12 protein-coding genes are annotated in these 11,680 nt (G+C 64.8%); 8 read left to right on the forward strand and 4 right to left on the reverse strand.

Going from position 1 to position 11,680, the window contains the following annotated elements; translation table 11 throughout:
• Positions 1 to 112 precede the first annotated feature (112 nt).
• Positions 113 to 493: an iron-sulfur cluster insertion protein ErpA gene (gene erpA, locus ACODSP_RS27765; RefSeq protein ID WP_488968745.1), complete on the reverse strand. Its 381-nt coding sequence runs from the start codon at positions 491 to 493 to the stop codon at positions 113 to 115.
• A 102-nt stretch (positions 494 to 595) separates the two neighbouring features.
• Here erpA and dgt point away from each other — a divergent pair, with 102 nt between their 5' ends.
• Positions 596 to 1,921 (forward strand): dGTP triphosphohydrolase, encoded by a 1,326-nt coding sequence (gene dgt / locus ACODSP_RS27770; RefSeq protein WP_488968746.1) that lies wholly within the window; start codon positions 596 to 598, stop codon positions 1,919 to 1,921.
• A gap of 4 nt (positions 1,922 to 1,925) precedes the next feature.
• Here dgt and ACODSP_RS27775 read toward each other — a convergent pair whose 3' ends face one another.
• A complete protein-coding gene (locus ACODSP_RS27775; RefSeq protein WP_488968747.1) occupies positions 1,926 to 2,405 on the reverse strand; it encodes a glutathione peroxidase in 480 nt (159 codons plus the stop codon).
• A 69-nt stretch (positions 2,406 to 2,474) separates the two neighbouring features.
• Here ACODSP_RS27775 and ACODSP_RS27780 point away from each other — a divergent pair, with 69 nt between their 5' ends.
• The 3 genes from ACODSP_RS27780 to ACODSP_RS27790 are packed head-to-tail and all read left to right on the forward strand — an operon-like array spanning position 2,475 to position 4,761.
• Positions 2,475 to 3,353: a hypothetical protein gene (locus ACODSP_RS27780; RefSeq protein ID WP_488968748.1), complete on the forward strand. Its 879-nt coding sequence runs from the start codon at positions 2,475 to 2,477 to the stop codon at positions 3,351 to 3,353.
• Complete coding sequence (gene crcB / locus ACODSP_RS27785) at positions 3,350 to 3,730, forward strand: fluoride efflux transporter CrcB (protein WP_488968749.1); 381 nt, start codon at positions 3,350 to 3,352, stop codon at positions 3,728 to 3,730. Before ACODSP_RS27780 ends, crcB begins: the two co-directional genes overlap by 4 nt.
• A complete protein-coding gene (locus ACODSP_RS27790; RefSeq protein ID WP_488968750.1) occupies positions 3,727 to 4,761 on the forward strand; it encodes an RluA family pseudouridine synthase in 1,035 nt (344 codons plus the stop codon). The genes crcB and ACODSP_RS27790 overlap by 4 nt, the downstream gene beginning before the upstream one ends.
• Positions 4,762 to 4,764: 3 nt before the next feature.
• On the opposite strand, the gene ACODSP_RS27795 is transcribed toward ACODSP_RS27790, so the two are convergent.
• Positions 4,765 to 5,796, reverse strand: a complete 1,032-nt coding sequence (locus ACODSP_RS27795) for a BMP family ABC transporter substrate-binding protein (protein ID WP_488968751.1) — start codon at positions 5,794 to 5,796, stop codon at positions 4,765 to 4,767.
• A 190-nt stretch (positions 5,797 to 5,986) separates the two neighbouring features.
• Here ACODSP_RS27795 and ACODSP_RS27800 point away from each other — a divergent pair, with 190 nt between their 5' ends.
• The 3 genes from ACODSP_RS27800 (at position 5,987) to ACODSP_RS27810 (ending at position 9,079) form a co-directional block, all read left to right on the forward strand.
• Positions 5,987 to 6,658 (forward strand): HAD-IA family hydrolase, encoded by a 672-nt coding sequence (locus tag ACODSP_RS27800; protein ID WP_488968752.1) that lies wholly within the window; start codon positions 5,987 to 5,989, stop codon positions 6,656 to 6,658.
• Positions 6,659 to 6,663: 5 nt separating this feature from the next.
• Complete coding sequence (locus tag ACODSP_RS27805) at positions 6,664 to 7,356, forward strand: ATP12 family chaperone protein (protein WP_488968753.1); 693 nt, start codon at positions 6,664 to 6,666, stop codon at positions 7,354 to 7,356.
• A 112-nt stretch (positions 7,357 to 7,468) separates the two neighbouring features.
• Complete coding sequence (locus tag ACODSP_RS27810) at positions 7,469 to 9,079, forward strand: methyl-accepting chemotaxis protein (protein WP_488968754.1); 1,611 nt, start codon at positions 7,469 to 7,471, stop codon at positions 9,077 to 9,079.
• 5 nt (positions 9,080 to 9,084) lie between these two features.
• Here ACODSP_RS27810 and recG read toward each other — a convergent pair whose 3' ends face one another.
• Positions 9,085 to 11,166 carry an ATP-dependent DNA helicase RecG gene (recG, locus tag ACODSP_RS27815; protein ID WP_488968755.1) on the reverse strand — a complete coding sequence of 694 codons (2,082 nt, stop codon included), beginning with the start codon at positions 11,164 to 11,166 and terminating at the stop codon, positions 9,085 to 9,087.
• Between the two features lie 94 nt (positions 11,167 to 11,260).
• On the opposite strand from recG, the gene ACODSP_RS27820 reads away from it, so the two are divergent.
• Positions 11,261 to 11,536, forward strand: a complete 276-nt coding sequence (locus ACODSP_RS27820; RefSeq protein ID WP_488968756.1) for a succinate dehydrogenase assembly factor 2 — start codon at positions 11,261 to 11,263, stop codon at positions 11,534 to 11,536.
• Positions 11,537 to 11,680: the final 144 nt, after the last annotated feature.

The following is an 11,680-nucleotide window of genomic DNA, read 5'->3' on the forward strand; positions in this document are numbered from 1 at the left end:
GGCGCGGTTAGCGCCGATATGAGTCATGTCGCAGCTATCGCTGCTCTTGCTGGGTCCCGGCTTTCGCCGGGATGACGAAGTGGGGTGCGCCTCAAGTTAAACCAGACGGGCATTAAACCGAAAACGACGTGCCGCAGCCGCAGGACGACGCGGCGTTGGGGTTGACGACCTTGAAATAGCTGCCCATCAGGTCTTCCACGAAATCCAGCTCCGCACCGGCCAGCAGGTCGAGCGAGACATCATCCACCACCAGCTTGGCTGCGTCCTTGGCGAACACATGGTCATCCTCGTTGGTGACCGTGTCGAAGGAGAAGCCGTACTGAAAGCCGGAGCAGCCGCCACCCGAGACGGTCAGGCGCAGCATCTGGTCGGGATTGCCCTCCAGCATCGCCAGCTTGGTGATGCGGCGGGCGGCACTGTCGGACAGGGTCATGGCCCTGGCGCCGGGCGGCGGGGTGCCGGCGTCGCCGGTACGGGCCGATGTGATGGTCATTGAATGGTTCCTGTCTGCTAACGACTGGACAAACGCTTACACCCTATGTAAGCGGCGAAGGCGTGTCCGTCAAAGGTGGGCATGGCATGCGCTGGAGATAGCATGATGATGCGTTGGCAGTCCCTGTTGTCCCGCAAGCGTCTGGCAAAGGACGGTTTGGCCCCGGAACTGCCCTATCGCAGCGCGTTTGAGATCGATATCGACCGCATCACCTTTTCCACCAGCTTCCGGCGCCTGTCGGACAAGCAGCAGGTGCATGGCATCGGCGGGTCGGATTATGTGCGTTCCCGCCTGACCCATTCGATGGAGGCGGCGCGGGTTGGCCGGTCGTTGGGCAGTTGGGCAGGGGCGGAGATCATCGCCCGCTACGGCCAGGATGCCGTGTCGGCCAGCGCCGCCGATATCGGCGACGTGGTGGGTGCGGGCGCGCTGGCTCACGACCTGGGCACGCCGTGTTTTGCCCATACGGGGGAGGATGTGATTTCCGATTGGTTCGCGGGCACTACCCTGGGCCGCGAAATCCTGTCGGGTGTGGATGGGCAGCAGGCCGCTGAACTGTCCAACTTCGAAGGCAATGCCCAGGGGTTCCGGGTGCTGACCCGCCTGCAGGGTTGGCGCGCGCAGGGTGGCTTGCAGCTGACGGCGGCCACGCTGGGCACCTATGGCAAATATCCCTGGGCTGCCCCCGCCAGTCCTGGCGAAGAACGCCCGCATAAGCGCAAATATGGCTTCCTGGGCAGCGAGACCGACCTGATGGCAGAGGTGGCGGACGAGCTGGGTCTGATCCCCATTGGCCGCGATGCGTGGTGCCGGCATCCGCTGGCCTATCTGGTGGAGGCGGCGGACGATGCCTGTTACTCCATCGTGGATATCGAGGATGCGGTGAAGATGCGCATGCTGTCCTTCGCCGATGCGGAGGAACTGCTGGAACCGCTGATCGATTGGGACCGGGCGGAGTATGAGGGGATCGAGGATGAGGATCGCCGCCTGATCTATCTGCGCGCCCGCGCCATCGACCGGCTGGTCACCGATGCGGCCGCCGCCTTTCTGGACAAGCTGCCCGACATCATGGAGGGCAAGCCGGTCGGCCCGCTGTTGAAGATGATCGCGCGCACCGACGCGCTGAAGGACATCTCCGACGTCTCCTACACCCAGATCTATCGCGGGCATCAGCGCTGCGAAACCGACATCATCGCGGCCCGTACCGTCACCACCCTGCTGGATGCTTATGCCGAGGCGTTGCTGGCGCGGGAAAAGGCGGGGCCGGGTGCCGACCTGCCCCGCCGCTTCGCCTCACTGCTGGAAACCGTACCGGGCATCCGGCAAATCCCCTATGACCGGGCCGGCTGGACCCGGTCGCTGATGGATTACATCGCCGGCATGACCGACCGCTTCGCCATCCGGCAGGCGCAGTTGATCGCGGGGTGAGGGGTTATAACAACCCCTCAATCGCTGCCTTCAGCGCTTCCGGCTTCACCGTCGGCCCGAACCGGCCCACCACCTTGCCCGACCGGTCCACCAGGAACTTGGTGAAGTTCCATTTGATGCGGCTGCTGCCCAGGAAGCCGCGCTTTTCCTTGGTGATCCATTTGTACAGCGGATGGGCATTGTCGCCATTCACGTCGATCTTGGCGAACATGGGGAAGGTGACGTCATAGGTGAGCGAGCAGAAATTGGCGATTTCCGCCGCGTCGCCCGGTTCCTGCTTGCCGAACTGGTTGCAGGGAAAGCCCAAGATCGCCAGACCGCGCGCCGCATAATCGCGGTGCAGCGCCTCCAGCCCCTCATACTGATAGGTGAAACCGCATTTCGACGCGGTGTTCACGATCAGCATGACCTTGCCGCGCCAGTCACCCAGTGACACATCCTTGGCATCAAGTGTCTTGGCGCTGAAGTCATAGATGCTGGTCATGGACACACTCCCCGTTGATCGTGCGCGATGATGCGACGGGCGGGGGGCAATTGGCAATGCGGGGCAGGGATGGAATTCGATCTTTTCGTGGGCATCGACTGGACAGGGGCACAGCCGGCCCGCGCGGTGGCCGTGGCCGCCTGTGATCAATCCGGTATGGTCCGCCCCGTCTGGCCCCGTGACCGCCATTGGCGGCGGCAGGAGGTGGCCGACTGGATCGCGGAACAGGTCGCGTCGGGCCGCCGCATCCTGGCCGGGTTCGATTTCGGATTCGCCATGCCCTGGGTCGATGGTGTCGGCTATCTGGATGGCCGTGTGCCGGATGTGACCGACATGTTCGCCCTTTGGGACCTGATCGATCAGGCCAGTGACGGGGCGGAGGATGATTTCGCCGGTGCCGCCGTCCATGACCCACGCCTGTTCCCCAGCTTCTGGATCAACGGCCCCACGCCCGCGCATTGGGGCGATGGCTCCACCAAGCGGCGGCGGGTGGAGGTTGTGGCGGCAGAGACGGGGGCGGGCACGCCCGTGTCGCTGTTCAAGCTGGCGGCGGCGGCCAAGCAGGTGGGCAAGGCGTCGCTGGCCGGGATGCGCACCCTGAAACGGTTGCGCGGCCTGACGGGTGACAATCTCGCGATCTGGCCGGTGGAACAACCGGGGCCGGGGCAAAGCGTGGCGATGGAAATCTATCCCACCCTGTTCCGCAAGCAGGCGCTGGGGGGCGTGCGCAAGATCACGGGACGGGCGGCGATGGAGGGGGCGGTGGCGCATTTCGGCTGTACCCTATCGCCCGAGCTGCCAGAACAGTTTGACGATCACATCGGCGATGCCATCATCACGGCGGCTGGGCTGTCGCGGCTGGCGGGCAAGGCATCGGCCTGGAACCCCGCCGGCCTGACGCCCGACATTGCCCGGCGTGAGGGCTGGATATTCGGGGTCGGCGCATGAAGATGGTGTTCTATGTCGCAATCGGTGGTGCGTTCGGCTCCGTGGCGCGGTATCTGACAGGGCTGTGGTTCGGTCGGCTGTTCGGCACGGGCTTTCCCTGGGCGACGCTGACGGTGAATATCGTCGGTTCCTTCGTCATGGGATTGCTGGTCGCCCTGATGGCCCAGGCCTGGTCGCCACCGGCGGAGGTTCGCGCCTTTCTGACGGTCGGCATTCTGGGCGGGTTCACGACCTTTTCCACCTTCTCCCTGGATGTGGCGGTCATGCTGGAACGGGGGGATATTGGTTTGGCGGCGGCCTATGTGCTGTCGTCGTTGATTGTCGGCATCGGCGGGTTGTTCGCCGGGCTTTATCTGGTACGGATGGTGACGGCATGAGCGATGCCGGTGAAGCGCGCGGTCCCGCAAAGATCGTCGAAACAAAGCTGGTGGCCGAGGATGAGGCCGATATCCGCCTGGACCGCTGGTTCAAGCGGCATTACCCGCAGGTGGGCCATGGCGTGCTGCAAAAGCTGCTGCGCACGGGACAGGTGCGGGTGGATGGCAAGCGCGCCGACGCCAATACCCGCCTGATGGCGGGCCAGTCCGTGCGCATCCCGCCCCTGCCTGATGCGGCACCCGCCCCGGCAGAGGGGCAGGAGACGGCGGCAAAGTCGGCCAAGCCGCTGTTCAGCGACAAGGAAGTGGCGGCCCTGCGGGCCTGCGTCCTTTATCGCGATGCCGATGTCATCGTGCTGGACAAGCCCGCCGGCATGGCCGTGCAGGGCGGGACGGGGCAGGCCAAGCATCTGGATGCCATGCTGGACCTGTTGAAGTTCGACGCACCCGGTCGGCCCAAGCTGGTTCACCGTCTGGACAAGGATACCAGCGGCTGTCTGGTCCTGGCCCGTAATGCCTTTGCCGCCACGCGTCTGACGGAAAGTTTCCGGGGCCGCGATGCGCGCAAGATCTATTGGGCCATCACGGTCGGCGTGCCGGAACCGCACCAGGGCCGCATCGACCTGTCCATCGCCAAGGAAATGTCGGCGGGGGGCGAGCGGATGATGGTCGATGAACGCAACGGCCAGCGTGCGCAATCCTATTACACCGTCCTGGAACATGCCCACCGCAAGGCGGCCTTCGTGGCCCTGTGGCCGCGCACGGGCCGCACGCATCAGTTGCGCGTGCATATGAACGCCATCGGCACGCCCATCCTGGGTGATGGCAAATATGCAGGCCAGAAGGCCTTTATTGATGGGGCGGACATGAAGCGGCAGATGCATCTGCATGCGCGCCGCATCATCATCCCGCATCCGCGCGGCGGCACGGTCGATGTGACCGCACCGTTGCCGGACCATATGAAAGGCGCGTGGGACTATTTCGGGTTCAGCGCCAATCTGAAGGAAGACCCGTTCGCGGCACTGGACTGACCCCTATTGCAGGTGATGTGCTGGCGGTGCGTCCTGCGCCGCCAGCCGCAATTCCGGCTGTTCGCAGACAGTGTCGGTCTGACGCACGGTCAGGTGGCCGGTTCTGATGCGCTGTTTGGCATTTTCGATGGCGTGTATCTGGCCAGGGGTCAGAAAGCGGTCAGCCCCCTGACGCACCCAGTCAACGCCACCATCGGCAATACCCAGTTCCTGGCTGCCGGCTGACCAGTGTCCGTCCACAAGATCACGCAGCGCATCATAGACGGCCACATCGACACGTTTCAGGGCGGTGGTGACGATATGGCCAGGGGCCAGCGTTTCCTGGTCGCTATCCACGCCGATGCCCATCTGTCCCGCCTGTGCCGCCGTCAGCAGCGCATCGCGGCTGGCCACGCCGGCGGCAGGGAACAATATATCCGCCCCCTCATTGATCAGTTCTTCTGCCACGACACGGGCCAGACGCCGGTCGCGAAACCCCTCCATATCCTTGGTCATGTAGCGGGTGATCACCGAGAGGGGACGCCCCGTTTCCCGCGCGCCCTGGACAAAGCCGCATCCAAATCGTTGTACCGGTGGCGTCGCGACGGCACCGATAAAGGCCAGCTTCGCCGACTTGCTGGCAAAGCCCGCCGCCATGCCGGCCAGGAACCCCGCCTCCTGCTCCCGGAACCGGATGGACCGGACATTGGGCGCCGTGACGGCACTATCGATGATGGTAAAGCGTGCGTGCGGATAGATGGGCGCCAGATGGGCCAGGGCCTTGTCATGGACATAGCCGACCAGCAGCAGCGTAGTTATGCCCCGATCCACAAAGGCGCGGATGGCCTCGGCACTGTCCTGTTCACTGTTGATCACGCGCTGACGAAACCGGATGCCTCTTTCTGCCTCGAACCGTTCGGTGGCGGCAACGACAAGCGAATTATAGACCTGATCGTCCTTCTGACCGCTGTAGATGACGCCGTAATCATCCGAAGCGCGCGCCAATGGTGCGGGCAGGAAACTAAGGACAATCATCAAGGCGTAGAACAACCGCATTCGAACGTATGATTCCCGGTTAAAGCCTAATCGTGCCATCTATATCCGGGGTTTGATACCGATGGACAGCTATCATCACCTATCCCTTTGGCTCATGCCTGTGGCATGCCGTGCATGCCGCGCCCCCACTCGACAGCGGCGGTGGTGCGGGGTAGCAAGGGGCTGGCCCGACCTGATGCCTTGAGATGTTATGCCCCTGAGACTTGCCCTGTTCGATTGCGACGGCACCCTGGTGGACAGCCAGCATGCCATCGTCGCCGCCATGGAGGCGGGGTTTGCAGCCCATGGTCTGGTACCGCCACCGGCCCGCGATGTGCGTCGCGTTGTCGGCCTGCCGCTGGTACAGGCGGTCGCCACCCTGTCGCCCGATCTGACAGCCGACGCGCATGAGGCGATAGCGGAGGCGTACAAGGCCGCCTTTTACCGCAACCGCCTGGCCGGCACCCACCCGGAACCGCTGTTCGACGGGGTGATCGAGGCCTTGGACGCGCTGGAGGCGGCCGGGTTCGTTCTCGGCATCGCCACGGGCAAAAGCCGGCGCGGTCTGGATGCCACGCTGGCCCATCATGGCTTGGCGCATCGTTTCGTTACGTTGCAGACCAGCGACCGGGTGGCGGGCAAGCCCAGTCCCGACATGGTGTTCGCGGCCCTGGCCGAAAGCGGGGTGGATGCGGCGGATACGGTCGTCATCGGCGATACCAGCTTTGACATCCTGATGGCCCGCAATGCCCGCGTCCGGTCCATCGGCGTGTCCTGGGGTTATCACGAGGGGGCGGAACTGCTGGCGGCGGGTGCGGACCTTCTGGTGCATGAATATTCGGCCCTGCCCGGTGCGGTGACGGGCCTGTTGGTCAAGGATTGAGGATCATGAAGCGCTTCTATAAGCAGGTGGAAACCATCGCCGCCGAGGGTGGCTTCACCCTGACCCTGGATGGCAAGCCGGTGCGCACGCCTGCCAAGCTGCCGCTGGTGGTGCCGACCCAGGCCCTGGCCGAGGCGATTGCCGCCGAATGGGCAGCGCAAGGGGAGGAGGTGAAGCCCGCCACCATGCCGCTGACCCAGCTGGCCAGTACCAGCATCGATGGCGTGCGCGGCCGTCTGGAGGCTGTGGCCGAAGCATCCGCCGTCTATGGCGAAAGCGAACTGGTCTGTTACCGCGCGGACGAGCCGGAGGAGCTTGTGGAGCGGCAGGCGACCTTGTGGAACCCGCTGCTGGATTGGGCCGCCCGCCGCTATGACGCGCACCTGCTGATTGCCACCGGCATCATCCATAAGCCGCAGCCGGAAGGTGCCCTGAAGGCCCTGCGCGCCGCCGTGGACCAGCTGGATGAATGGCAACTGACAGCGCTGCAGAACACCATCGGCATCACGGGTTCGCTGCTGGTGTCCCTGGCCCTGATCGACCACCATATCAATGCGGAACAGGCCTTCGATCTGGCCCAGCTGGATGAGAATTACCAGATCGAGAAATGGGGCGAGGATTGGGAAGCCGCCGACCGCCGCGCGGTGCAGCGCGCCGATCTGGCCCACACTGTCCGGTTCCTTGATTTGCTGCGCTGAAGCATTTCATTCCGCATTGCGCAAAATTTCAGGTGGCATTTCCAGTTGTCGCCAAACCTGATACAAGCTGTCGCCAACAAAGATACGTATGTTCTTGGGGGGACTGGTTGGGATGCGGAATGATGAAGTCCGTGCAGTATTCGCACGTATTGGCAATGCTGTGGATGGCGCCGTAAATGCTTTGCAGCGCCGCCTGGATATCGACGGATTGACCGCTTCCGGCCTGCGTTCCCTGATTGATGGCAGCCTGCTGGCAGACAAACAGGCGGAACTGGCCGCCGCCTTCCGGGCTTCGGGCAAGTCTCCTGCCGCGCTGGCGGCTGGTTTTGTGGCTTTCCAGGCCGATCTGTCGGCGGCCCTGATCGCATCCTCCCGCTGGAAACAGGCGGCGGCTGTCGATGGTGTCCGGGTACTGGGCGTGGTTCTGGCCGATGCATTGTCGGTGTTGCTGTCACCGGTTGCCGCAGTCAAGACCGTTGCCGGGCACTCCGCACCCGATACGGCGGGCTTCATCGCCAGCCTGATGGACCGCACCGTCGATGTCGCCACGGCCATCAATGATGCCTCTATTGCCAATGCAGAAATGGTGGGGCAGTTGCGGGCCGTGGACAGCCAGGCCCAGGCCATTGCCGCCGCGACGGAAGAAACTGTTGCCGGCGTCAACGAAATCTCCGCCCGCAGCCAGGATGTGGCCCGGCTGGCATCGGAGGCGCATGACGTGGCTGAGGGCGGGCGTCAGGCGGTTGCCTATGCCGTGCGCGGCATGGATGCCATTGCCGATGCGGTGGCGCAGAGCGCGGCGCGCGTGTCCGAACTGTCTGAAGCGTCCGACCGCATCCAGGACATCCTGGCCAGCATCGAGGCGATTGCCGCCCAGACCAACCTCCTGGCCCTGAACGCCACAATTGAGGCGGCGCGCGCAGGCGAGGCAGGCAAGGGCTTTGCCGTGGTCGCGTCAGAGGTGAAAAGCCTGGCCAACCAGACAGGTCGCGCGACGGAGGATATTCGTTCCCGTCTGGCGCATCTGCGCGCGGAAATGGCCACCATTGTCGGGTCGATGCAGGATGGCACCCGCGCCGTCGCCACGGGCCAGGACCAGATGCGCGAGGTTTCGGCCCGGATCGATGATGTGACGACCCGCGTCGATACCACCACCGAACGCATGGCCGAAATCGCCGCCATCCTGCATCAGCAGACGGCGGCGGCGCAGGAAGTGGCCCAGGGCGTGACCGACATTGCCAGCCGGGCCGCGCGCAACAGCCAGGCCATCATGCGCAATGTCGATGCCACCAAGGGCGTGGAGTCGCTGCTGGGCAAGCAGCTGTCCGACCTGATGAAGCAGGACATTCCCAACAAGATCGTGAAGATCGCCAAGGTCGACCACATCATGTGGAAGAAGCGGCTGGCCGACATGGTTGTGGGCCTGCAGACGCTGAAGGCCGAGGAACTGGCCCGGCATGATGGCTGCCGTCTGGGCAAATGGTACTACGGCGCCGCCTCACTGCCCCTTCGCGGGCACCCGGCCTTCGCGGGCCTGGAAGCACCGCACAAGTCGGTGCATGAACATGGCATCCGCGCCGTCGAACTGTTCAATGCCGGCGACCTGGACGGGGCCATGAAGGAAATCGCCCTGGTGGAGGAAGCGTCCGAACGCGTCGTCGCGCAACTGGACCGCTTGCAGAACGAGCCAGGGACGGCAACACAGCAGGCGGCTGGATTCTAAGGTCCTTACCCCGACCGCAGATATTTGACCGCCGCATCCCGCTCGAACAGGTAGAGCAGGGTGCGCAGGGCTTTGCCGCGTTCGGATTCCAGTTCCGGGTCGCGGTTGACGATCAACCGGGCATCGTCGCGGGCCACGGCCAGCAATTCGCCATGGACCGCGACATCGGCCAGCCGGAATTCCGGGATGCCCGACTGTTTGGTGCCCAGCATTTCGCCGGCACCGCGCAGTTCCAGGTCCTTCTCCGCGATGACGAAGCCATCCTCGGTATCCTTCATCACCTGCAGACGCTGCCGCGCCACCTCGCCCAGCGGCTGGTAATAGAGCAGCAGGCAGGTGCTGGCGCCCGTGCCGCGCCCGACGCGACCACGCAGCTGGTGCAGCTGCGCCAGACCGAAACGCTCGGCATGTTCGATCACCATGATGGTCGCCTCGGGCACATTCACGCCCACCTCGATCACGGTCGTGGCGACCAGAACGTCCAGGCGCCCTTGCGCGAAGGCGGCCATGACGGCGTCCTTGTCCGGCCCCTTCATCTTGCCATGGATCAGGCCGACACGGTCGCCCAGCCGTTCCACCAGGGTGGCATGGCGGTGCGTGGCGGCGGCCAGATCCACCTGCTCACTCTCCTCCACCAGGGGGCAGACCCAATAGATACGCTGGCCCGACGCGATGGCGCGGGCAAGGCCGCCCGCGACCTCGTCCAGCCGGTCGGCATGCATGACCACCGTTTTCACGGGCTGCCGCCCCGGCGGCTTCTCATCCAGGCGCGATACGTCCATGTCGCCATAGACGGTCAGGGTCAGGGTGCGGGGGATCGGCGTGGCCGTCATGACCAGCGTGTCGACGCCGCGCCCCTTGGCCGCCAGTTGCAGGCGCTGATGCACGCCGAACTTATGCTGTTCATCAATGACGGCGACCGCCAGATCGGCAAAGGCCACCTCTTCCTGGAACAGGGCGTGGGTACCGACCAGGATATCAATCTCCCCCGCCGCCAGCCGTTCCAGCAGTGCCGCCCGCGCCTTGCCCTTGTCGCGCCCCGTCAGGACGGCAAGGCGAACACCGGCGGCTTCGCACAGGGGGGTAAGCGTTTCGACATGCTGTCGTGCCAGGATCTCGGTCGGTGCCATCAAGGCGGCCTGCGCGCCGGTTTCCACGGCGTTCAGCATGCACATCAGGGCGACGATGGTCTTGCCGCTGCCCACATCGCCCTGCAACAGGCGCAGCATGCGCGACGGGTCCTCCATATCGGCGAAAATCTCCGCCAGCGACCGTTCCTGCGCACCCGTCAGGCGGTAGGGCAGGGCCGCCGTCACAGCGGCGCGCAGCCGCCCATCGCCCTTCGTCACCCGTCCCGACAATTTGCGTTGCTGCGCGCGGACCAGTACCAGGGCCAGCTGGTTGGCCAGCAGCTCATCAAAGGCCAGCCGTTGGCGCACCGGCCCCAGCGGGTTGATGTCCGCCTCATCCACCGGGTTGTGCAGGCGGGTCAGGGCCCCATGCCAGTCGGGCCAATCCCGCGCCTTCAGCCAGGCCGCGTCCTGCCATTCCGGCAGCTCCGGCGCACGGGTCAATGCGGCCTGGATGGCGGTGCGCAGCGGCTTGGGGTTCAGCCCGCCGGTCAGCGGATAGGTGGGCTCCGTCGCGGACGGCGGTGCGCCTTCATCCGCCGGGGCGGCATGGTCGGGATGGGCGATCTGAAGGTGATTGTTATAATACTCCGCCTTGCCGGAGACGGTGATCTTCGTCCCCACGGGCAGCTTGTTCTCCAGCCAGTCACCCTTGATATGGAAATAGACCAGATCCATGGCACCCGTATGGTCGGTGCAGCGGATGCGATAGGGGCGGTTGGGCGACAGCGAGGGGGCATGCCCATCCACCCGCACCGTCAGCACCACATGCCGCCCGTCGGGCGCTTCGGCGATGCTGGGCACCTGGATACGGTCCACCACGCCCGTGGGCTTATGCCACAGCAGATCGACCACATGCGGGCCGGCCAGCTTTTCCGCCAGCTTGCCAAGGCGCGGGCCCAGGCCGGGCAGGCTGGTCACGGGTGCGAACAGGGGAAACAGGATGGCGGGACGCAAGGGCTGACCCTATCTGACACGAACGGGGCAGGGGACGGCTGACAGCCGGCCCCACAGGTTCTATATCAAAGCCCAGCATCAAACCGGAACCAAGATGATGATCGATCTTCCCGACGCCGACCTGTCCCCCCGCCGCAAGCGCCTGATCTTCCGCAGCGACCATCGCGGCACCAAGGAAATGGACCTGCTGCTGGGCAGCTTCGCGCGCACGCACATCGCCACCATGGACGAAGCGATGGTCGACCGGTTCGAGGTGCTGTTGGAAATGTCCGACCCCGACCTCTATAACTGGATCACCGGCCAGGAACCCACGCCACCGGAATGGGATGACGCGCTGATGGACATGCTGAAGGCGCATCGGTACGGGTGAGGGGGGCTCTGTTTAGATCGGGTTTACGTTGACTGGAGGCACCCCCTATCGTCATCCCGGCGGAAGCCGGGACCCAGCGTGAGGCGCGTTTAGCGCCGATATGACTCATGTCGCGGCGGACGCCGCTCTACGCTGGGTCCCGGC

It is taken from the genome of Niveispirillum sp. FG156 (assembly GCF_057809555.1).